The sequence below is a fragment of the Paenibacillus sp. VCA1 genome (genome assembly GCF_031583795.1).
Taxonomy (GTDB): Bacteria; Bacillota; Bacilli; order Paenibacillales; family Paenibacillaceae; genus Paenibacillus_AQ; species Paenibacillus_AQ albilobatus.
Genome location: NZ_JAVLSX010000004.1, coordinates 95751 through 118239 on the forward strand (window position 1 = coordinate 95751; position 22489 = coordinate 118239).

Annotated in this window: 23 protein-coding genes and 1 pseudogene; 19 read left to right on the plus strand and 5 right to left on the minus strand. The window is 48.0% G+C overall.

Annotation, left to right across the window (positions count from 1 at the left end):
- Window positions 1-154 precede the first annotated feature (154 nt).
- The 6 genes from RJP21_RS09670 (at window position 155) to rlmD (ending at window position 5743) form a co-directional block, all read left to right on the plus strand.
- Window positions 155-1036: an NAD-dependent epimerase/dehydratase family protein gene (locus tag RJP21_RS09670; RefSeq protein WP_310859085.1), complete on the plus strand. Its 882-nt coding sequence runs from the start codon at window positions 155-157 to the stop codon at window positions 1034-1036.
- Window positions 1037-1154: 118 nt separating this feature from the next.
- Window positions 1155-1742, plus strand: a complete 588-nt coding sequence (locus RJP21_RS09675; protein WP_310859086.1) for an RNA polymerase sigma factor — start codon at window positions 1155-1157, stop codon at window positions 1740-1742.
- Entirely contained in the window at window positions 1735-2193 is a 459-nt protein-coding gene (locus RJP21_RS09680) for a hypothetical protein (RefSeq protein ID WP_310859087.1), read from the plus strand. The genes RJP21_RS09675 and RJP21_RS09680 overlap by 8 nt, the downstream gene beginning before the upstream one ends.
- A 75-nt stretch (window positions 2194-2268) precedes the next feature.
- Window positions 2269-3498, plus strand: coding sequence for a hypothetical protein (locus RJP21_RS09685; protein ID WP_397386201.1), 1230 nt, complete (start codon window positions 2269-2271; stop codon window positions 3496-3498).
- 218 nt (window positions 3499-3716) lie between these two features.
- Window positions 3717-4046 carry a chaperone CsaA gene (gene csaA / locus RJP21_RS09690; RefSeq protein ID WP_310859089.1) on the plus strand — a complete coding sequence of 110 codons (330 nt, stop codon included), beginning with the start codon at window positions 3717-3719 and terminating at the stop codon, window positions 4044-4046.
- A gap of 86 nt (window positions 4047-4132) precedes the next feature.
- Window positions 4133-5743, plus strand: coding sequence for a 23S rRNA (uracil(1939)-C(5))-methyltransferase RlmD (gene rlmD / locus RJP21_RS09695; RefSeq protein ID WP_310859090.1), 1611 nt, complete (start codon window positions 4133-4135; stop codon window positions 5741-5743).
- A 154-nt stretch (window positions 5744-5897) separates the two neighbouring features.
- On the opposite strand, the gene RJP21_RS09700 is transcribed toward rlmD, so the two are convergent.
- A complete protein-coding gene (locus RJP21_RS09700) occupies window positions 5898-6290 on the minus strand; it encodes a VOC family protein (protein ID WP_310859091.1) in 393 nt (130 codons plus the stop codon).
- A 154-nt stretch (window positions 6291-6444) separates the two neighbouring features.
- Here RJP21_RS09700 and RJP21_RS09705 point away from each other — a divergent pair, with 154 nt between their 5' ends.
- The 3 genes from RJP21_RS09705 to RJP21_RS09715 all read left to right on the plus strand — a co-directional run bounded on the left by RJP21_RS09705 (window position 6445) and on the right by RJP21_RS09715 (window position 9171).
- Window positions 6445-7278, plus strand: a complete 834-nt coding sequence (locus tag RJP21_RS09705; RefSeq protein WP_310859092.1) for a helix-turn-helix domain-containing protein — start codon at window positions 6445-6447, stop codon at window positions 7276-7278.
- A gap of 543 nt (window positions 7279-7821) precedes the next feature.
- Entirely contained in the window at window positions 7822-8244 is a 423-nt protein-coding gene (locus RJP21_RS09710; protein ID WP_160041374.1) for an Rrf2 family transcriptional regulator, read from the plus strand.
- A 36-nt stretch (window positions 8245-8280) separates the two neighbouring features.
- The gene (locus RJP21_RS09715; RefSeq protein WP_310859093.1) at window positions 8281-9171 is read left to right on the plus strand and encodes a class I SAM-dependent methyltransferase; all 891 of its coding nucleotides are present in this window, start codon (window positions 8281-8283) and stop codon (window positions 9169-9171) included.
- A gap of 403 nt (window positions 9172-9574) precedes the next feature.
- Here the strand turns inward: RJP21_RS09715 and RJP21_RS09720 are convergent, their stop codons facing one another.
- Window positions 9575-11383 carry a flagellin N-terminal helical domain-containing protein gene (locus RJP21_RS09720; RefSeq protein ID WP_310859094.1) on the minus strand — a complete coding sequence of 603 codons (1809 nt, stop codon included), beginning with the start codon at window positions 11381-11383 and terminating at the stop codon, window positions 9575-9577.
- Between the two features lie 377 nt (window positions 11384-11760).
- Between RJP21_RS09720 and RJP21_RS09725 the strand changes: the two genes are divergently transcribed.
- Together RJP21_RS09725 and RJP21_RS09730 are read left to right on the plus strand one after the other, a co-directional pair.
- Complete coding sequence (locus tag RJP21_RS09725; RefSeq protein WP_310859095.1) at window positions 11761-12465, plus strand: DNA alkylation repair protein; 705 nt, start codon at window positions 11761-11763, stop codon at window positions 12463-12465.
- A 344-nt stretch (window positions 12466-12809) separates the two neighbouring features.
- Window positions 12810-13280: an SRPBCC family protein gene (locus RJP21_RS09730; protein WP_310859096.1), complete on the plus strand. Its 471-nt coding sequence runs from the start codon at window positions 12810-12812 to the stop codon at window positions 13278-13280.
- Window positions 13281-13298: 18 nt separating this feature from the next.
- Here the strand turns inward: RJP21_RS09730 and RJP21_RS09735 are convergent, their stop codons facing one another.
- Together RJP21_RS09735 and RJP21_RS09740 are read right to left on the minus strand one after the other, a co-directional pair.
- Entirely contained in the window at window positions 13299-13544 is a 246-nt protein-coding gene (locus RJP21_RS09735) for a hypothetical protein (RefSeq protein WP_310859097.1), read from the minus strand.
- Window positions 13545-13741: 197 nt separating this feature from the next.
- The gene (locus RJP21_RS09740) at window positions 13742-14863 is read right to left on the minus strand and encodes a sensor histidine kinase (protein WP_310859098.1); all 1122 of its coding nucleotides are present in this window, start codon (window positions 14861-14863) and stop codon (window positions 13742-13744) included.
- Between the two features lie 401 nt (window positions 14864-15264).
- Here RJP21_RS09740 and RJP21_RS09745 point away from each other — a divergent pair, with 401 nt between their 5' ends.
- From RJP21_RS09745 to RJP21_RS09760, 4 genes are all read left to right on the plus strand, one after another.
- Window positions 15265-15663, plus strand: coding sequence for a DUF6223 family protein (locus tag RJP21_RS09745; RefSeq protein WP_310859099.1), 399 nt, complete (start codon window positions 15265-15267; stop codon window positions 15661-15663).
- Window positions 15664-16011: 348 nt separating this feature from the next.
- Entirely contained in the window at window positions 16012-17565 is a 1554-nt protein-coding gene (locus RJP21_RS09750) for a serine hydrolase domain-containing protein (protein WP_310859100.1), read from the plus strand.
- 78 nt (window positions 17566-17643) lie between these two features.
- On the plus strand, window positions 17644-17889 hold the full coding sequence (locus RJP21_RS09755; RefSeq protein ID WP_483874784.1) for a hypothetical protein: 246 nt from the start codon (window positions 17644-17646) through the stop codon (window positions 17887-17889).
- 199 nt (window positions 17890-18088) lie between these two features.
- The gene (locus RJP21_RS09760) at window positions 18089-19228 is read left to right on the plus strand and encodes a beta-ketoacyl-ACP synthase III (protein WP_310859101.1); all 1140 of its coding nucleotides are present in this window, start codon (window positions 18089-18091) and stop codon (window positions 19226-19228) included.
- Window positions 19229-19800: 572 nt separating this feature from the next.
- Here the strand turns inward: RJP21_RS09760 and RJP21_RS09765 are convergent.
- Window positions 19801-20103 (minus strand): annotated as a pseudogene (locus RJP21_RS09765) (hypothetical protein); the annotation flags it as partial.
- Window positions 20104-20397: 294 nt separating this feature from the next.
- On the opposite strand from RJP21_RS09765, the gene RJP21_RS09770 reads away from it, so the two are divergent.
- From RJP21_RS09770 to RJP21_RS09785, 4 genes are all read left to right on the plus strand, one after another.
- Window positions 20398-20919 carry a DUF402 domain-containing protein gene (locus RJP21_RS09770; protein ID WP_310859102.1) on the plus strand — a complete coding sequence of 174 codons (522 nt, stop codon included), beginning with the start codon at window positions 20398-20400 and terminating at the stop codon, window positions 20917-20919.
- Window positions 20912-21085 carry an NUDIX hydrolase gene (locus tag RJP21_RS09775; RefSeq protein ID WP_310859103.1) on the plus strand — a complete coding sequence of 58 codons (174 nt, stop codon included), beginning with the start codon at window positions 20912-20914 and terminating at the stop codon, window positions 21083-21085. Before RJP21_RS09770 ends, RJP21_RS09775 begins: the two co-directional genes overlap by 8 nt.
- 158 nt (window positions 21086-21243) lie before the next feature.
- Window positions 21244-21831: a histidine phosphatase family protein gene (locus RJP21_RS09780; RefSeq protein WP_310859104.1), complete on the plus strand. Its 588-nt coding sequence runs from the start codon at window positions 21244-21246 to the stop codon at window positions 21829-21831.
- 57 nt (window positions 21832-21888) lie between these two features.
- A complete protein-coding gene (locus tag RJP21_RS09785; protein WP_310859105.1) occupies window positions 21889-22413 on the plus strand; it encodes a hypothetical protein in 525 nt (174 codons plus the stop codon).
- Window positions 22414-22489: the final 76 nt, after the last annotated feature.

Consider the following 22489-nt stretch of genomic DNA (forward strand, 5'->3'; position numbering starts at 1 on the left):
CGCACTTTGACATAAGATGGCCGCGGTTAACGGGAATTTTTCTTGAAATATAAAACCACGCAAAGCGTGCCTTTCCGAAGCATTCGGAAGGCACGCTTTTGTGGTAAAATACATAAGGAATGATTGATCTGATATCGATAGTGGGAGGATATCCATGAAGAACATATTGGTGTTGGGCGGAACGCGCTTTTTCGGCAAGCGGCTTGTTGAGCTGCTGCTGGACGAAGGTTTTAAGGTGACGATTGCCACCCGCGGGAAAACCAAGGATGATTTCGGCGATCGGGTGGAACGCATCCAGTTGGACCGTGAAGATAAAACATCGCTAATGAAAACCGTCGCAGAGGGGCGCGAATGGGATACCGTTTTTGATAATATCTGCTATTCTCCGCAAGCTGCGAAGGATGCCTGCGAAGTGTTCCAAGGAAAGGTAAGGAGATATATTCTCACTTCAACGTTGTCCGTGTATGAGCCGGCTCCGCACAAATATAAGGAAAATGACGTAAATCCGTATATTTACCCGGTGACGCTTGGCGGAAAGGACGATTTTCCTTATGGGGAAGGGAAGCGGCTGGCCGAAGCGGTATTTTTTCAGCATGCCGATTTTCCGGTTGCGGCGGTTCGTTTCCCGATCGTGCTTGGAGAAGATGATTACACCGGCCGCCTTGAATTTCATGTCGATCACGTGAAACAGGAGCGGCCGATGGGCATTCCGAACCTGAAGGCGGAGATGTGCTTTATCTCCTCCGGCGAAGCGGCGTCTTTTCTTAACTGGCTTAGAAAGCAGCGCGTCGAAGGCCCGATCAACGCATGCTCGCAAGGCGAAGTGAAGTTGTCCGAACTGCTCCGCTGGATCGAAAAAGAAACCGGAAAAAAAGCGGTGCTCACCAAGCAGCCTCAGGATGAGGACAAATCGCCGTTTGGCGTTCCGGACTCTTGGCTGATGGACACCGGCAAAGCGGAGCGTCTTGGATTCGAGTTCCTGCCGCTGCGCGCCTGGCTGCCTGCGCTGATCGGCAAGCTGTCTGCCGAAAGATAACACGGCTACCTGCCCCAAGCCTTTCCCTTGCCGGGAAGGGCTTTTCTTTTTGTCAGCTTCAATGGGCAATTTGTTCCAGAATATTTTTTTTGAAAAAAATGCAGGGGTGGCAATATCGTTGTCGTCTATTGTTACGGGGAAGGGGGAGAGAAAAATTGACGAAGCACGATTGATCGATCAAATCAGGCGCGGAGATCAGGCTGCATTCCGGATGCTTGTCGAGCGGTACGGGCAGCATGTGTTCCAAACCGCCTATTCGGTGCTTAAGAACGCCAAAGAGGCGGAAGACGCCGCGCAGGAAGTTTTTTTGCAAGTCTACAAATCTCTCCCGGATTACCGTTCCCAAGGGTTGAAAACATGGATTACGCGCATTGCCGTAAATAAAGCGATCGACGCGAAACGAAAGCTGGGCAGGCGGCGGGAGGACCAGATGGCCGAAGGCGAACTTATCGAACATTTGCCGTCGTCGGAAGAGGATGCGCTGAGGCGGTTGGTCCGCAAAGAGAAACATGTGCTGCTGGAAAGGAAAATAGACAGTTTGCCCGCCCAGCACAAGGACATTTTAATTCAGTTTTATATAGAGGAAAAAAGTTATGACCAGATCGCCAGAGAGCAACAAATTGCGGTGAAAACGGTAGAATCGAGGCTTTACCGGGCCCGAAGCTGGATTCGGAAGCACTGGAAGGAGGAAGAGTGGTATGAATGACAACCGGAAGGCCGTTCCGTCGGTGGAAGAATGGGCGGCATACATCCGCGGAGACCAGTCCGTGCAGGAGCGGGAAGCATACATGGAAGAGATGCTTTTGGAGAATGAACTTGCGCTGGAGTCGTACATGCAGGCGCTGGAACTTGTTGAGGCGGAGCTTCCCGTTTTGCCGCGTCCGGAGGGGTTTACGGAAATGGTTATGACGCGGATCGGCGGTTCCGAAACCAAAGTCGTACACATGGAGGCCAGGGACGACAGGCGCCGCTGGTACGAGCACCGTTTGTTCCATTATGCCATAGCGGCCTGCCTGACATTGATCTTCCTCTCGGCAGGGTGGTTCGACAAGCTTTCGCCCGGTCCGGAACACGTAAAAAAACATGCCAGGGAAGCTTCTTTCAGCGAAGAACTGGTCAAAGTGACGACGGGCTGGATCGACCGGTTGAAGCCTTAATGCCGATTCCAGACGAATTTTTCGGGGGGATAACGGAATTTTCGAATTTTCAAGCAATACATGACGAAAGGAAAGATGAATTTGGAACCTTACCGCAATAAAATGACGGCCTTTATACTGAACTTCATCCCTGGATTGGGGCATTATTATATGGGGAGAAAAGGAAGAGGGTTCGTTTATCCGTTTCTGTTTTTCGGGGGGATTTTGTTCGGGTTCATGCTGGCGGTCGCCAACAGTTACGAGGCGGGATTTTTTATAGGTTTGACGGCCGTTTGCGCGATAGCGCTGTGGCTTGTATGCATGCTGGATTTGATCGTGTATTTGCTGCGGATGCCGGCATATCCGCCAAATGATTATCGGCCGTACGAACATGATATGAACGGTTATCAGGCATATGCCAATCCGGGCATTCCGCCTGCCGGGCCGGAGCCGTATCCCGGGCAGGTGGGCATGGGCGGCGCCGGTTCTGCATTTCGTCCGCACCCGCCTCATTCCAGCTCCGGACAAAGTCCGGAGAGCGAACGGTTTTATACGATTTTGCTGTCCTTTGTGCCGGGGCTTGGTCATCTGCACATGGGACTCATGCAGCGGGGACTATCGTTTTTGATCGCCTTTTTCGGCTTGGGCACGATCATGTTTTTCCTTACCGGACTTACGAGCCATACGATCTTTCTGTTGTTCCTCGGCGTGCTGCCGATCATTTGGCTGTACTGCATGTTTGATGCCGTCCAGCTGATCCACCGCAGGCAGGCGGGGGAAAAGCTCCAGGATCGTTCTTTGTTCGACGACATGGAGGCAGGTCGCGGGGAAGGGAAACGCAGCAAAGTGATCGCGACGCTGCTGTCCGCTTTTCCGGGTGCGGGGCATATGTATCTCGGTCTTCAAAAAAGAGGATTGCAGCTGATGATCATTTTCCTCGGCAGCGTGTATGTGCTGGATGTGCTGCGTTTGTCCTTGTTTCTCTTTTTGATTCCGCTTGTCTGGTTTTTCTCGTTTTTTGACGGTCTGCAGCAAACGAGCCGCTATGGGCGCGAGCCTCTTGTGGACCACCCGATCGTCGAAGGCATATCCGACCACCAGCGCTGGCTGGGCATCGGTCTCATGCTGCTCGGTCTTTATTATGTCGGATCCACGATCTTGGTCCCGTTCCTTGACCGCTGGTTCCCGGAATGGTTTATCGACTATAAAATGCGTTATTTGAAGCCTGCTATCGTGTCGATCCTGCTCATTGCGGGCGGCATCAAGCTGATGGCCGGCTCGGACAAGGGCCGCAGGGACAAGGAACGGAAGTTTCATGGAAAGTGATCTTTGAAAATAAGCAGGTTACAAACCCTGCTGAATCGTTTGTTACAAGAAGGGAGCGGATCGCTCCTTTTTTTGTTTGCGGGAGGGAAATTATTTAGAGCGGGAATGCTATCGCCGGTATTTTTCATTTTAAAAGATATGAGGGTTTGAGGCCTTGGGAACGTTCCGCTAAGATGGAATACAAATGATTTTTGAGACTGAGAGGTGTAAAACGAAACATGGCAACGATGGATGACTTTTTAAAGTTGGACATAAGGGTTGGGACAATCATGATGGCGGAGCCTTTGGCGAAGGCGCGCAAACCTGCGATCAAGCTGGAGATTGATTTTGGCGAGCTCGGGATCAAGCGCTCGTCGGCGCAAATCACGCAAAGGTATTCTCCAGACCGGTTGGTGGGCAGGCAGGTGGTTGCGGTTATGAACTTTCAGCCGCGGAGGATTGCAGGCTTTGATTCGGAGGTGCTGGTGCTTGGCGGCGTTCCCGGCGAAGGGGATGTTGTGCTTTTAACGCCGGATGAGGAAGTGCCGAACGGAACCCCGATTGCCTAAAAAGCAGGCAGAGGCGTTAGGGAAAGAAGCGCCGCTGTGGTATATTATAAGAATGAATTCATCACAGAAACGGAGCGATTAGCAGGATGGCTGAGAATAAACAACAAAAAGCAAAGGGGTTCGCTGCAGACCGGGGAACGGAACGGCGTGCATTTCAATCGGCGGGTGCCCCTTCAGCCGGGAAAAAGGCTGCCCAAAAGCGGGCGGACGCCCCTTTGTCCCGAAATAAACCTGCCCAGCCAAAAGAAAAGGGCCGAAATGCAAAATCGGCTGCGAAAACCCATCCTAGAGCGCAAGATCGGAAAGGGACCTTCAATAAGGCTGGACAACCTTCCGCGGAATCCATTAAAGCCGGCGACCGGATCGTCGTGACGATCAAACGGATCGGGATTAACGGGGAAGGCGTCGGCTACTACCGGAAAAAGGCGGTTTTCGTGCACGGAGCACTGCCGGATGAGGTCGTGAAGGCCAAGGTTACCCGGACCGAACCGGGATATTTGACAGGGGAAATCATCGAAATCGAAAAAAAATCGCCCCAGCGCATTGAGCCGCCGTGCCCGATTTATTACAAGTGCGGAGGCTGCCAGATTCAGCATATGAACTACGATGCCCAGCTGCAGGCGAAAGAAGAGATTATAAGGGAGTCATTTCAGCGTTATACGAAGCTGGAGACGCTTCTCATTCGCCCGATCCTCGGCATGGATAATCCGTGGGGATACCGGAACAAAGCCCAGCTTCAAGTGGGGCGGGAAGGGAAGGATGTCATTGCCGGCCTGTATGCGATGGGAACGCATCGCCTGATCGACATCAGCGGCTGCCCGATCCAGCATCCGGTGGTGAACCGGGTCATCGAGCAGGTGAAGGAAATCATGGAGGAGCTCGACATTCCCGAATACAATGAACGAACGCGCCAAGGATCGGTGCGCACCATCGTGGCCCGCGTCGGCCAGACCGGCGGCAAGGTGCAGCTGACGTTCATTACGGCAACCGACCGTTTGCCGGATTCAAGGCGTCTTGTCGAAAAAATCCGCGAGCGGATGCCGAGGGTGATCACGATCGCGCAAAATATCCATAAAGGGAAATCGCCGCTCGTGTTCGGCAACAAAACCGTCACTTTATGGGGGGAAGAGCAATTGGAGGAATCCCTTGGAGACGTACGGTTTGCGTTGTCCCCGCGCGCGTTTTTCCAACTGAATCCGGAGCAGACCGTAAAGCTGTATAATGCCGTGCAGGAAGCGGCGGGACTTACGGGCTCCGAGCTTGTCGTCGATGCGTATTGCGGGACAGGCACGATCGGGCTTTGGCTGGCGCCCCATGCGCATGAAGTGCGGGGCATCGAGCTGGTTCCCGAAGCGGTGCTGGATGCCCGCGACAACGCCAAATCGTCGGGCGTGGACAACGCTCGTTTCTATGAAGGCCGGTCCGAACAGCTGCTGCCCGAATGGGTGCAGCGCGGCGTCCGTCCCGACGTCGTTGTCGTCGACCCGCCGCGAACCGGCTGCGAGCGCCCGCTGCTGGACGCCATCGTCAAATCCAAACCGAAGCGGATGGTGTACGTATCCTGCAACCCGGCTACCCTGGCGAAGGACTGCCAGGTGCTGCTCAGCGGCGGTTACAAGATCGAGTGGGTGCAGCCGGTGGACATGTTCCCGCAGACGAGCCATGTGGAGTGCTGTGTGTCGCTCGTAAGGGAATAGTATTTTGAAGCCGCATTTACCAGCAGATAATAAAGGGCCAAGCTATATTAGCTTGACCCTTTATTATTAGTTAATACCAAGAGGCTGTCGCCACCTTGAGTGAGATCAACCAGACGTGTAAACACAGTTCAGTGGGGCACTCATTTTCGAACGATTACCTGCTGACATTCGTAGCGATATACCAGTGGTTTCCAAATGGGTCTTCCACACCTCCTGAGCGTTCCCCATAATCATGATTTTGCGGTTCATACAGGGAACGTGCTCCCGCTTTCAAAGCCCGGTTGTACACCTCATCTGCGTCTTTCACGAATAGATGAATCGCATTTTTCATCGGCGGAAAATCTTTATTGGTTCCTCCACCGATCTCTATGATGGAATCTCCGATTCGACATGCGGCATGTTGAATGCTTCCGTCTGGCCGGGTATACCTCTCAAGCTCCTCAGCATCAAAGCAATTCTTAAGAAATTCAATAAATCGCTCTGCTCCTGCGACAATGAAATACGGTGTGACAGCGGAATATCCTTTCGGTGTATAAGTTGTTGTCATAACCTGTCCTCCTCAATTTTTTGTAAATTATTGTTACCTAATTAGTATAGCTATATTAAATCAGAACGTATTGTATAAAATTGATCTTCCTTTCGTTTTATTAAGTGGTATAATTTTGACATCGGCATTCGTTTAAATCATGGGAGGGGATTGCTTGAACTTCCATGCTCGCAAACCTGGACAAGCTTTAGCAAGATGGATTGATAAGTTGTGGATATGTGAAGGCTACCACCCAAGCCATCGGCTTGAATTTAAACTTCCCGATGCCTCATTGGCATGGATTATTAATCTCAAAGAGGATCAGATCCGAGTGTTTGAGAGTAATCGGATGGACCGTCTTATGATTCTACCCGGCAGTATAATCGCTGGTCCACGGTCAACCTACTACTACCTGGACACGGTATGTCAAGAATTATGTATGGGCATTCAATTCAAACCGGGAGGAGCGCTTCCTTTTCACGGTAATTTGGTAGGCAAACTAAAGGATGTTGACATGCCTCTTGAGGATGGTCTGGGTCGACACTCCCATGTGGATGATTTACGGGAAAGACTGCAGGAAACTTCTGTGGCGGAGGAACGGTTTCAATTAGTCGAGCAATACTTACTGCGCAGTCTGGAGAAGAAAATAATGGTTCCAAAAGGACATCCAGCCGTAGCATATGCGCTGCAAATGTTTGAGCATTCCCCCGCGGCTGCGCCTTCCATTGCCGAAATCGCAGACATGGCTAATCTTAGCACGGAACGTTATATACGTGTATTCAAGGAAGAGGTAGGACTGACGCCTAAAAATTACGGAAGCATTGTGAGATTCCAGCTGGCACTTCGAATGATCAGGGAAGAGCGGGTAAACCCGAGTATTGACATGGCTCTATCCAGCGGATATTATGATCAATCCCATTTGTATCGGGAGTTCCACAAGTATGCCAATATGAGCCCGGCTGAACTGTTTCGCAGGCAGGATATACTTGAGAATCATGTTCCCCTATAGGTGCAAGTCTGGATGCAAGCAGACCATATAGAGGATGTTCACACTGAACTACCGACATATGTGGAATGCTGTGTGTCGCTCACTAAAAAATAGCCAATTCGAGCCACATTCACCTGTCCCAATAATGAAGATCTCAAGCGCGAATAAGCAGCCTGAGATCTTCGTTTTTTATGCAATTAATTAAACACGTTTGAGATCTGCTTTAAGATAACAGTATAGTAGGTCTTAATCACGTTTCTTTCTGTTTCATCAATCAAGCTATTGTGTGCTATCAGGTTCCTGCAATCAGCAATTTCTTAGAATTTGCATCGGCTATTCTTTGTTTTTTGAGTTGCTGAAGGGGCGAATTATAACGAAAAGGAAATCAATAAGCCCTTAACTCCACAAACTGTGCTCTTGTAAAATGCATTTTACTTTATTACAATCAAGTACATAAAAGATATGAGAAGACTTTTAATTGAGCAGCGCTGCATTCCTTGATTAGAGAACTGGAGCGGAGTAAGATAGGAGGGAGACATATAGAAATGGAGAAGTGATGTAAAGATGAAATATTCCAAAGCGACAAACTACGCTCTTCATACGATGTTGTTTCTCAGTCAAGTTCCTTTGGACAAACCCATAGGGGTTCAGCAGCTGGCTGAGCAGCAGCAAGTATCGCCAACATATTTATCGAAAATATTGACCAAGCTCGCAAAGGCTGGAATGATCGAATCAACCTCCGGCTTGAAAGGGGGATATCGTCTTAAGCGAAACTGGGAGGATATTTCCTTTTTGGATATTATTCAGGCGATTGAGGGAACAGCTTCGTTATTTGATTGTGATCTAAATCATGGGCCGGGATGTTTGATTGAGCAGGTTATGGTTGAGGCGGAAAATAAGATCGAGAATTTTTTGAGAGAGCAGAAAATTTCCGATGTTGCTAAGAAAGCAACAAACATGTGGGATAGCAGCATCAAACATTCCTAACAATCTTGTTCCGTAAATTGCATAGGGGGGAGCAGAGTGGCAACCCATTTATTGAGTGATCCGGAAATATGGAAAAACGCTTGGAAACACGATCCAGAGGCAGGGGTTAACAGAATGCATAGAGCGGGAATGAACCCGCTGCATTCTTTTGATAGCTATAAAACAGCAAAATCTTTCCATGATCAGGCATTCAGTGAAGAAGGAAGAAACAGAGCTGCCAGAATCATGGGATGGATCCAATCGCAAGGAGTTCATTTCGATCAAATTTCGGTCTTGGATATCGGAGCGGCTTCCGGCGGTTTCAGCATTCCGTTTGCGCAGCAAGGGGCAAGGGTTACTGCCCTTGAACCTTCGAAGACATTGACGGAGCTGATGAAAAATAGCGTTCCTCCGTACTTGAAGGGAAGCATTGACATCGTCCAAGTTCCGTTTGAGAATGTAAATGTTGACGAAAAGGGCTGGAAGGAAAAGTTCGACCTCGTGTTTGCGTCCATGTGCCCGGCCATTTTTGGTTGGGAAATGGTTGAGAAAGCTTTGTCTTGCGCAAGTCAATTTTGCTATATCAGCACGATTGCCGGTCCGAAGGAACATAATCTGATTCAGGAACTGCGCCCCGTGTTGGGAGTCGAAGAAGAGCAGGCACAGACATCGGATATGTTTTATATCATGCAGTTATTGAACATTTATGGTTATTCTTTTCAAACGCTCATTACCCGTGAAACGCAAGTTGCAGTGATGTCTCTGGATGATGCGGTAAAAAATACGCTGGGCTGGTTCGAATTTTGCGGGATGCCGACGGACAAGGAGTCGCTTTTGAAGGCGGAAGAGTACTTAAGAAAAACCTATGCTGGCAAAAAAATAGAAGTAAGACAAGGCGGACGTTTTGGGAAGGTACTCATTCGACTAAAAGATCAAAGTATGGGGTAACGCATAAGCCCTAAAAAGCGTTGGGATCCGATACTTTTTTTATTTTTAAATTATGGAGTTTATAAACCTGTAATAACTTCTTTTGTGGTTGATAGGAAAGATAAACATGCAAGCTACAACGGCAGAAGGACAGCCAATAACATATAAAACGATGCCGATTATGAAACTGCCCTTTATCCGCATGGTAATGCAATAATGAAAATTTGAATGAATTCTGAAAATGCTATTTTCCAATCGTTTGCCTTAAAAAATGAACGGAATGATTCACCCGATAAGTTAGGGCATCCGTTTGAAAAATGTATACCGGTCTAGTTTGTCGAGAACCCTGTCCTCTGTAGAGGGAACAGGGTTTCTAGTGCAGACGACAAAAGAACTTACCTGAAGGGGTAGGTTTTCTGTAGCGTCATTGTTTAAGTAATTGTAACACGGATTGAGGATTCTGATTTGCTTGGGTCAATATCGCTTGGGCAGCTTGCGTTAACATATTGGATTTTGTCAAATTCAAAATTTCCTTGGCCATGTCTGCATCACGAATACGTGATTCGGCTGTCATTAGGTTTTCAGCAGAGTTGTCCACGTTCTTTAATGTGTGTTCCATACGGTTTTGTAATGCACCATACACCGATCGATAGTGCAAAACTTTTTCAATTGCTCCATCTACTTTGGCTAATGCTTGCTCAGGTATTGATGGTGGCAACAAGCCAATATTTTTAATTCCCAATCCCTGCGTACCTACATTGAATAGGGGAATAACAATAGTCTCGCCTTTGTTAGCTCCTGCCTGAATGTTAAGTTTTGGTGGTATATAGTCTATATCCGTTATGTTTGTATCCACTGTCGTTTCAATATGTTTAGTTTCAACAACTTCATGCGTCAGTTCAAACGCATCAAAATTTAATGAAAACGGACCATATTTGAAACCTAAAGTTACACTTGAACCACTAGGCACGGTTAGCTGCCAATCAAAATTTATTTGGGGCTGCCCTGCTGCCGGATTTTTGATGGAGAGCTCTGTTGGCGATAAAAATCCAAGTGAATCATCAAACTGAATGCCGGCGTTGGCTTCTGTCCCCGTCATGTTAAATGAACTGCCCGAGGGCGGATTTATTATGATATGGCCATTAGCCAATGGATTTCCACCGCTATCAGTGATCACTGAGTTTGTTGGAGGGTTAATCATATTACTTAGATTAATATCAGCAGCGAATGAATCTCCGTTACGGATTACATATTTGATTTCCATCGAGTTATCGGCTAAAACAGTTCTGTATCTTATAATCGATAGGTTTGTACCGGGAAACCACATATGATCCCAAGCAGGATCACTACCCGAGCTGCTACGAGATGTATATTCCATTGGCCTCGAGCTTCCGTTAACTTCGATATTTTCGATCATCGAACCATACGCATCACCAAAATTTTTCGGTCCGAAACTGGTTGTATTCATACCCACAGAGTGCCAGTAGGCAGGCGTGGAAAATTGAGGGTCATTTATAGCTGTCAACGATTCATAAATAGTCATATTTGTGTCTGTCTTTGTTGTTGTAAGAGTGTCAACATTATATTCGTTATATCCTTCTGTTCCATCTGGTAAGACAATGGGTGTAATATTGTTCGTATTTGAGTATGTATGGGTCGTTTCAGATGTATCGGTACTGCTGACGACATGCCTTGCTTCTTCAGGCGTTCCTCGTGGTTTGTATACGATACTTTTGTTTATTGAAGTAACTGATGGAGGGTCACTTACCGAAAAAGCGCTGTTGCTGCTTGAACGATCAGCCAATATTCCATAATCATCTCTTGCTAACAAGTTCATCGTATTAAACTCAGTTTTATTTGAAAGGCTCTCGATTTCATCCGTAAGTTGATGTATTTCCATATCAATCTTTCGCCGATCTTCATCGGTAAGGGTATCATTCAAGCCTTGGATGATCAGTTCCCTTTGTCTGTGTAAAATATCAGTTATCTCCTGTAAACCGCCCTCTGCGGTTTGAATGAGTGAAACGCCATCCTGAACATTTCGGGAAGCTTGATTTAACCCTCTAATTTGTGCCCTCATTTTTTCGGAAATTGCCAAGCCTGCAGCATCATCGGAAGCTTTATTAATGCGTAATCCCGAAGAAAGTTTTTCTAAACTTTTCGAACTCGCTTTGGAATTTTTTTGTAATGCGTTATTTATTCTAAAGGATGGTAAGTTATGGGATATTTTCATGTTTCATACCTCTATGTAAATGAAATGATAGGTTTATTTTACCATGCCAATAGAACTAGAGTCCATAAATTTAACTTACAGACATAAATGACAGGGCCCGTTTAAATTCAGTCAAGAGTAGAGAATCCTACTAAATCATTGCGGTAATACCTCGCCTAATAAATGAGTGGGAAGCGGGGTATGCGTCTATTGTCCTATATGCCGCCGCTAATTAATCGAGGCCCTAACTTCATGCTAACCATCTTCCTATGTTCCTGCATACGTCTATATGGAATGTTGTGTGTTGCGGGCAAAATTTTTATGATATGTTATATGCCAAATGAATGGATTGGATTGTTATAATTTTAACAAGCAATCCGCCAAAGGAGTGTTAAACAATGAATTTTGAAATGGTAATGCAAGAACTTGAAGCTCTCGGCAAGGAACGACTCAAGAAGATGTACATATCCAACGGCGCACATGAACCGCTTTTTGGCGTGGCGACCGGCGAGATGAAACCGATCTTCAAGAAAACGAAAATCAACCAACCTTTAGCCGAGCAGCTATACGCGACAGGGAACTACGACGCTATGTATTTTGCCGGCATCATTGCAGACCCCAATGCGATGACGGAAGCGGATTATGACCGTTGGATGGATGCGGCTTATTTTTACATGCTGTCCGATTATGTGGTTGCCGTAACTCTAGCGGAAGCAGATATCGCACAAAAGGTTGCCGATCGATGGATTGCAAGCGGCGAAGAGTTGAAAATGTCGGCGGGCTGGAGCTGTTACTGCTGGCTGTTGGGGAACCGTCCGGATGGTGAATTCTCCGAAGACAAAATTGCCGGCATGCTCGATCTGGTGGAACGAACGATTCACGATGCTCCCGAACGAGCGAAATACGCGATGAACAATTTTTTGTATACAGTTGCAGTATCTTATTTGCCTCTCCATGATAAAGCCGTTGAGACCGCTAATGCAGTAGGTCCGGTCGAAGTCAGGGACAAGACCAAAAGCAAGTTCATACACGCTTCCGCAAACATTCAAAAGGCTGTAGATAAAGGGCAGCTTGGTTTCAAACGCAAACATGTCCGGTGTTAAATTCAAGCATGCTGCACTCCGTCTTTGAAAGATGGCTTTTCGTTGATTTCCATTTTTTGGGTTCGGGGAAGCGGGGGACTTGCTTCCTAAAAGCATGGAGTAGTTCTTCTTCCATGTCTTTTTTGCTTCAGACAAGGTTTAAGCTCTAACTTCTGTTGGGGAAGCTGACTCTGTTCCCTGATGGGCATGCCGTGTTCCTGTCGGGAATGCCGTACCGGTGCAATAAATAGCAATCTGTAAGAAATGTGACAAACGGATCGGGTATAATATGGAGTTTAAAGTGACCTGCTTTCCTTCCCGGTTTAAAACATGTTCAAGCATTGTAAGGACAAGGAGCGATAAAGATGAATAACAAGTCGAAGAGAACAGACACCGCCGCGAGGATCATTAAATCCCCACCGCTAGCAGTCTATCGGGCATTCATGGACCCAAAAGCGCTTGTTGCCTGGCTGCCGCCGAAAGGGATGAAAGGCCGGATTGAGGCGTTCGACGCTCGGGAAGGCGGCATGTATCGCATGACGCTCACCTATATCGGTTCGGACCATCCGGCCGGCAAAACTTCGGATAACCAGGACGTTGCGCAAGGGGAATTTATCGAGTTGATTCCGGGCAAGCGGATTGTACAACGTATTGTGTTCGAATCCGAGGACCCGGCGTTTGCCGAAGCCATGATCATGACTTGGAATCTGGAGGGGGTTCCCGGTGGCACCGAAGTTTCGATCATCTGCGAGAACGTGCCCGAAGGCATCCGGCAGGACGATCATGAGGCCGGGATGAGTTCCACGCTGGCCAATCTGGCCGCTTTTCTTGAGTAAACTAGACAAATGCTTCCGTCACTTTATTTGATTATGGCCCAACTCAAACTCTTTCAACGTATTGCCTTCTTTGGTTAGCCGATATAATCCCGCAACCGTTGGATTCATCTGAACCAATCCTTCTTGCAAAAGGACTTTAAGTCCCTCTTGTACGTCCTGTAAATTCCCTGATGCTTCCGGAAGCTGGTTAGCAAGCTGGATCGGGGTCTGCCATTCAGTGGTTAATGTTAGCAGCACCGTTCGTTGTTTGGTTGTCAACTCCATTCTTTCTTCCTCCTTATAAGATCATCTTCAAATACAGTTGTTTTCAATGATAACACATGCGGACAGTCCGTTGGATGGCGGAAAGTACCCTTTGATCATGTAACTTCCTAACGATCCGGTGGCTCCGGCGGCCAATTTTTTTTATGGGGAAAATACACCCCTATGATCGCTCGGAGCAGCGAACCGGTGTCGGCAAATCATTTAGCCGCAGGCAAATAAACGGTAAATGCCGTACCTTGATCAGGCTCACTCACGACGCGGATAAACCCGCCATGGGCTCTGACAAAATGATGAGCGATCGCTAATCCGAGCCCCGTTCCGCCTGAATGCCGCGAACGGGCTTTTTCCACGCGATAAAAACGGTCGAATAGGTGGGCCAACTCCTCGGCTGGAATTCCGATGCCGGTGTCGATCACTGAGGCACAAGTATAGGCTGCGTTCCCGTCCATGACCCCGTCTTCAATGACAACCGAGATGTTTCCGCCTTCCGGCGTGTAGCGGATTGCATTCGTCAATATATTGATGAACACCTGCGTAATCCGTCTAGCGTCGGCCATTACCGTTACCGGCCTCGTGTTCGAATAGAAGCGTATTTCCAGTCCGTTCTCCTCAGCCTCCATTTTCACATCTTCAACGATTTGTTCAAGTTTTGCTGACAGATCGAGCGGTTTGCAATCCAAAACCAACCGGCCCGCCTCAGCCAACGACAAGACGTGAAGATCTTCCACGATCAAACTTAGGCGTATCACTTCGTCATGGAGTCTGAGCATCATTTCTGGATGGATGTATTGACCGGTCTGTTGCGCGTTTTCTAATTTTAGCTGCATGATGGACAGCGGAGTTCGAAGCTCATGAGCGACATCGGCCACCAACCGCCTGCGGGCGTCCTCAGCTTCCCGAAGGCGAAGCGTCATGTCGTTGAATGTATGGATTACTTTACCGTATTCGTCTTTGGATTGTACAGGAACGTTCACGTCGAGATCCCCGTGCGCCACGCGTTCGATCGCGGCAACGAGCTTTCGAAGCGGGATCGTCAGTACCCCCGAAATCCATAAACTGAAGAACAGCCCGAGTGCTATAAAAAACACCCAATTTCCGAGCCAAAATTTTTGCATCTTACCGGAAACATAAGTCTTCAAGATTTCGATTTGTTCCCCGGGCGGTGCGTTCACATAAGCTGCACTGATTTCTTCCTTGCGGAATTGATCGAACAAAGACTCCATGTAAACCTGTTTGGTTACGGCATGGGCGCCGCCGATAATAAGAACGAGCAGTCCCATGCAGGCAAATATTTTTTGGCGTACCGTCAACGTCATCATCGTTCACCGAACCCGGAACCAAAACCGTATACCGTCTGAATATATCGAGGATTGGCCGGTTCGTCCTCCACAAGCAACCATTTCGGTTCCATTCCATCACGCCTTTCCAGTTTAGTCTGCTACCAGTGCGAGATTCCACCATTTACCGAAAATTATACCGTGTTTCAACATGTTCTTGAAGAAATACATACAAAAAGAGGAGGATCTGCATAAGTTCTTGACATTTATTGTTTAAACTTATGGCGTAACGAAGAAAACTACCGGCACCGCAAAAAGGGCCGAAATGTATGCATGTCGATTAAGAGAGCGGTCGTGCGGAAGGAGGGATCGATCCAGCCGGATCCTTCGTTTGTGCATTAACAAATTCATTTTGCCAAACAACAAAGGGGAGTGAGCAACAAATGAAAATGATGTTTGTTTCATTCGTAATAATTAGTACACTTCTATTTATGCCAACCATCGTTTCTGTCGATGTAACCAACGGTAGTGCCGAATACGGATATTTAACCCCAATGCGGCTGAGGGCCCTCGTGGCCGGAGTAGTGGGGCTGGCCAGCGTGGTCATCGGCGGGTTGTCTCTCGCTCGCTCCCGCCGTGCGGGCTACGGGCGAGCAGGAGCCATCGTTGGCGGGGTGGCAGGACTGATCGGCATCCTCCTCGCAGTGCTGCATTTGCTCAACTCCAGCGGTGGTTTCGGTACCGGCAACGGGCGAGCCGGGGCTATCGTAGCCATATTGGTGGGGTTGGCCGGCATAATTCTCGCCGGGCTAACTTTGGTCCTCTCCCGCCGCAACGGCTGAACCGGCCTGTTTCCATTGCAGCTATAAACTGGTATATTGTTTTAAAAGGAAATTATAGATGAAGATTTTGGAAAAATCCAAGGAGCGACTTTCAATCAGAAATATATAGAGCGAAACGGTTTAGTTCGTCTATATATTGTACCCGGGAGCGGGAGGAATCGAATTTTGCAAATTCCTGAGATACCAAGCCAGTAATTTTAAGTTTATAATCATCATAAATGATTCGAAGGTTTTTTTAACTTCGAATGAATGAATTTCAAAATTATTCATTCATGGGAATATGCACTCACGAATACGAATAATTTTCGGATAGTTTACAGAAAACCAACTCGGATGGGATGGAATGGAATGAAAATGAAAAAGATATTGGGAATTTTATCTGTAATGTTGTGTGGTCTGTCGATCTTTCCCCTATTCAGCTCAGCTCGAAACGATCAAAACATGCAAGTAGAGCGGTCAGAAGACTCCGTCCTATCCGAAGTGGATGCGTACATTGCTCGTGAAATGAAACGGCAACATCTTCCGGGCCTGGCTCTCGGGATTGTACAGGGGGATCGGATTCTTTACCTCAAAGGATACGGTCAAGCCGATTCGTCTGGTCGTCCTGTAACACCGGACACACCATTCGGATTAGGTTCGATCGGCAAGTCGATTACGGCTATGGCCGTGCTGCAGCTGGCCGAAAAAGGAAAAATTGACTTGGATGCGCCTATACAGCGATATATCCCCGCCAAGCATAAAGGCGCAGAGTTCATTACGGTACGCCAATTGCTTAACCAAACAAGCGGGTTCACCCAAATCTCGACTTTTAGCAACACGTTGACAAGCGCCAACGAACAGGCTCAAGATGCTCTGGAAAAAAACGCCTTGTCTTATGCGGAAAAGTTTCTAAAGGACACCAAGCAAACCGAACATCCCTACAGGTATTCGAACGCAAATTATGTACTGCTCGGCTATATCGTGCAGCAAGTATCCGGCCAGTCCTATGGCGACTATGTGAAGGCGCATATTTTCAGCCCTCTGTCTATGCACAGCAGCTATGTTACGCTCGATGAAGCGGCCGGGCACGGACTGGCTACGCCCTACCGTCGAATATTCGGATACAACGTTGCTTACGACGGTCCCTATATTTTTATTCCAGGAGATGCGCCGGCGGGCTACCTCTATACCAGCGCGGAGGACATGAGCCATTATTTGATTGCCCAAATAAACGGCGGCCGGTTTGAAAATGATTCCGTTCTCTCTTCGGAAGGGATTCGGCTTATGCAGACCGAACCTGTTCCGGGAACGTACGCCATGGGTTGGATGACAGATCGCATAAACGGTTTGCCGGTGATCGGTCAGCCGGGTGGTTCGATCGGTTTTCAAGCCCAAACGTATATAGTTCCGGAAAAACAGCTGGGAGTCATCGTATTCGCTAATGTGCTTGATGCGATCGATTCGACGTTATTCAAATCGCACATCATAACGACTACCCATATCGCTTCCGGGGTCGTCAACATCCTGAATGAACAACCGATCGCAGGATCAGGTCTAAGCATTTCGCAGAAATACATGCTTGTAAATATACTCATGTTCATCCTAACCGCTTGGTTATTATACGCGCTCGCCCGAACAGCCAAGCGCTGCTTTGGACCGTGGAGTCCTGACTATTCCAGTCATTCTAAAATATCCGTCAAAGTTATATCCAGAATTGTTGTGGATTTTGCAGGTCTGATTGCCGTCCTGATATTAAGTATGACTCAAGTGTTGCCGGTGTGGCATATCGCGGAAATCTACCAGCCGGACGTCATCCTTTGGCTGAAGATGATGACTGTACTTTTGGCATTGAAGGGAAGCATGGGAATTATTCGGTTAGTTCGCACGATTTGGCATGGGACAACATCAACGTTGAAGTATTGAAAATAAGCGGGAAAACGGGAAGCCGGAGCGCTGTTACGGGAGCTGAAAGAGAAGACGGGTTCGACGAATTACGAAATCATGATGCGGTATGACGATAAAATTCTCTTTTTATTCGATCGGGCGACCGGTGAAAAGCTTGGTTTTGAACGTCAGGAAACGACGATGTTTCTTGTGGTGTACAGAGGAGACGGGACGGATTTGACACCGGAGGATGATGAAATCGACGACATTCGATTTTTTGCGGGAGAACGAATTCCGGAGCTGTTATTTCCCGAATCGCGCGAGTTTTTCGCAAAACTTGTCAGTTTGAGTGAATTCGCATAAAGCGACAGATATATTTTAAGACGTTTAGGATCGTCGTGATTCAGGCGTCTTTTTTTGCCATTTTAAAGGCTTGATCTGACGCTATTCGAGAGAAAACCTCTTTCTTTGAGTGGGAGTATCAAGAATATATTCCATTACTTTACAATCGATGAATTATCCATAATAATAGATGATATATACTAGAATGGAGAGGTGTTCTATGAATCCGGTTTATATTACAAGTATCGGCAAATTTCTGCCGGGCGATCCTGTCGGCAATGACGAAATGGAGGATTATCTTGGCAAAATCGGAGGTAAACCTTCCAAAACCAAACGGATCATTCTTGAGCGAAACCAAATCCGTTATCGGTATTACGCGATGGACAAAGAACAGAAAAGTCTGTACTCTAACGCGGAGATGGCCGCTCTTGCCATCCGCGACGCCTTGGAGCGGAACGGGAACGTAACGGAACGGGATATCGGTTTCCTGGCGACCGGAACGACAAGACCCGACCTGCTTCTGCCCGGCTTTGCAAGCATGGTGCACGGCGAAACGGGCCTGCCCGTCATGGAGATCGCCTCGCACGCCGGCTTGTGCGCAAGCGGAACCCAGGCGCTTAAAAATGCATACATACAAATCAAATCCGGGGAGCACCAAGCCGCAATCTCCTGCGGAAGCGAGTTTTACAGCCGCGAATTTAAACATACCAAGTTTGAGGCGCAAGGAATCTACAGCAATAGCCGTATCCCGTTCGATACCGATTTTTTGCGGTTTATGTTATCGGATGGAGCGGGTGCCGCCGTGTTGCAAAACACTCCCAATCCTACAGGCCTCTCGCTGCGCATCGAATGGATCGATAACAAGTCCTTTGCGAATCAATACGAAGTCTGCATGTACTCCGGAATGAATAAGGAGGACGGAATTTCATCCTGGCACGACTATCCGTCGATTCATGAAGCGGCCGACCGCGGAGCGTTGAATATGAAGCAAGACGTCAGACTGGTCAATGAAATATCCAAAGTAGGCGTCATCCGCTTTCTGGAGCTTGTGGAGGAAGGGCGATTTGATCCGGAAAACATCGATTGGATGGTCTGCCATTATTCATCGCATTTTTTTAAGGACGAATTGTTCAAGTTGTTGGAACTAGGCGGCGTGCATATTCCGGACGAAAAATGGTTTACGAATTTGTATACGAAAGGGAATACGGGCGCGGCTTCCATATATATCATGCTGGAAGAACTGCTGAACGAGGGGCATCTTACCGAAGGACAGCAGCTGCTGGCCATCGTACCCGAAAGCGGCAGGTTCCAAACCTCTTTTACGCTGCTTACCGTCGTGGGACCTTCAGCGGGAGCTTGACGGTTCTGCATTGATTTTAATATCCCGATGAAGCCATCAAAAACAAACCAAAGGCTCATTCCGAACGTTGCGGAGCGAGCCTTTTTCCATTATTATTTGAATTCCAAATCCTCAATGACTTGTTCTGTCGTTTTATGTAACGTTATTTCAAAATAATGGGTCAGGATTTCATCGACTGCTTCTTTCAGTGTGGGGAACGTTTTGAGCGGCTTTGTATCATCGTTTACCGGCATTTCGTACACTTCATATTCATAACCGCCGTTTTGGATTTTACCGATTTTAATTCCGTGGTCGTAAATCCAAGCTTCTTTTTTTAAATAGGGTAACTTCTTCGTTAAAAGATATTCTACATCAATGCCGTGCTGCTCAAGTGCGGATTTCGTCTGTTCCTGAATATTTCTGCAAGCATTCAATATATGAGGGTCAAGTTCCATGAAGCCGCCCAGCATGTTTTTCTCCGTTTCTCGAACTTGCTCCCACGCACGCATTTGTCCATAAATGGTAAGCAGTTCTTGTTCCATGTTCCCGAGCGATGCTTTTTGGCGGGCCCCATTTACCGCAAAATGGGAAGGGATTTCTCCCTCGGAATAGAAACGGACCGATTTTCCGTTCCTTTTGGCGTACTCTATTTCTCTTTTAGTGCGATCGCCTATGTAACCCCCCACATCAATGATGAAAATTTCGTCGGAAAGATCGATTTTTTTGTAATGGATCTCTCCCAGCAGTTCGGCCTGTTTTTCCGTGATTTCATAACCTTCGCTCTGTTCGAAAAAGGCGACGCTCATCACGATGTTTCCCTGAAGCGTGAGATAGGCATTAGCCTGCTCGAATTGATCTTTGAATTTGGTTGAACCGCATAAAGTAATGATCCTCATTTTTGCCCCCTCCTTTTATGAAAATCATCATGTTACTCGCCAGTGTCCGTACAGCTTGCCGATGTCTCTTCCATCCCCCTTGAACCTTTACGATACTATTGACTGTAAATATTGTCCAGCTGATAGGCCGCTGCCAGGAACCGCGAAAACTTCTCGTTCTATATCAAAACCATCCCCGAATTAGATAATCTTCCGGCACTTTGTTACAATATTCAACAAAACAGGCATACATCCATGACAAGTCTCGTTCTATCATTCATGTTTTGAGAATCGTTTCAAAGGGAGGTTTTCAACATGCCAACCGAACCGATGCGCAAGGGTCAGCCGATCATCGAGCGAAAAATCCGCTATGATGCTACAGTCGTCGATCATGACTGCCGCCTTTTGAAGCTGGAGCTTCCGAAAATCGTGCTGCTGCACAAGGTGGACAAGCCGTTTACCATGGCGTCCGGCGCAAGCGAACTCACGATTCCGGCAGGAACTTATACGTTTGCATATTATTGGATCGATCGGCCTTATAATCTGTATTTTTGGAGAGACGGCCACGGTGACTATTTAGGCTCTTATTTTAATATTGCCAGGAACACGACCGTCACCGGTCAAGCGGTAACCTTTGAAGATTTGATCATCGATCTGTTGGTGCTTCCCGACGGGGAATATTTCGTGTTGGACGAAAACGAGCTGCCCGAGCCGCTGCATCGGTTCGAAGGCGGGCTCGTGCAGGATGCGCTTCAGTCGCTGATCGGCCGAATGGACGGCATCATCCGGGATGCCAAGGCGGAAACCGAACTGCTGGGGGCTGAAATTTATGGCTGAATCCAACCATGCCATTCCCGTCATATGCAGCGGAATCGCTGCCGTCTTATTGAAAAAAATCGAAAATGAATGCAAGGTGCTGCTATTAAAACGGGCTTCTTCCGTGCTGCAAGGCGCATGGTGCTACATCGGTGGCCGCATCGAAGAGGGGGAAAAAGCCTTTTAAACGACGAACACAGCGAGTATCGCTGGCTTTCGTTTGACGAAGCGGCAGAAACGGCCACGCGGCCCGGCAATGACGAGGTCCTGAAGACTATCGAAAAACATTTTGCGAAGAAGCAGCCTTCCGAATGGCTGCATATCCAATCTTGAGGAGGTACAACCATGCGCACGTACATATACATGGTAAGGCATGGCGACTCGCCCAAAACGGAAGGAACGGAGAGCACGCGAGGGCTCACGGAAAAAAGGAGGTTAGACGCCCGCCGGGTCACCGAACTTTTGCGGGAGGAAGGCATCGGCGTATTTGTTTCAAGTCCGTACGCCCGCTCGGTGATGACCATTCAGGAGTTAGCCGACCGGGCCGGGCAGGAGATGATCGTTCACGAGGATTTGAAAGAGAGAAGATTTTCCGCAAGCGAATACCGGATGTCGGATGAGGAACTGTATCCATTGCTGGAAAGGTCGTTTGCGGACCCGTTTTACGCTTTGGAGGGAGGGGAATCGAACGACGAGTGCCAAAGGCGGGCGATCCGTGTACTGGAGGCATTATTGGAAGAGCACCGGGGACGAAAAGTCGCCATAGGTACTCATGGAGCCGTCATGACCTTGATGATGGGGCATTATGACAGCCGCCGCTACGGTTTGGATTTTTTGCACCGATTGTCCAAACCCGATATTTACCGGATGGAGTTCCGCGGACAGGAACTGGTGGACGTAAAAAGATTATGGAGTGAAACGGCGGATGCTTGAAAAACTGTATTCGAAAAGAAAATGAAAACGAGTGTTTATCAAGAAAGGAGAAACGTGTTGGCAGCTTTATCGCAACCCCACCCAAACATTCCCTGGCAGCGGTTAACGACCCCCTACGGGAGAGGGACGGACATTCCGCGGCTGATCGAGACGGGACAATTTGAATCCTTGGCCGAGTTGGCCGAACATCAAGGCACGTTATGGCAGGTGACGCCATGGGTGCTGCTAGAACTGCTGCGCAGTCTGGAGGGACGGGAACCCCGGGAAGCGGCTTCGGGTGAAATCCAGGTGTATTTGAATGTGGCTTCCGCCCTTTCCGGGCAGGATTTGGGATCGGAAAAGCCGGTGGCCAGCATGGGCGAATTGCTGAACGAAACATACCTTTGGCCTGAGGACGAAGAGGAAGACGAGCTGGAATGGGAGAGAGGAGAACCGATTGGGTACGACCCCGAGGCGTTTTTCAGTTATTACTACTACAGCGATTCCTTGCTAAAGCAGGCTAGACCACTGTTTGAAGAGATCATGCACCTCAATTCCGACCTTGCGCCGGAGGTGCAGGAATTGCTGGAGCTTTTGAAATAAATGAATCGCATGTTTTTAAAATAAATTCGGCTAGCCCTACACAATTGGGCGGCCGTTTTTTTTGCAGCCAATCCCC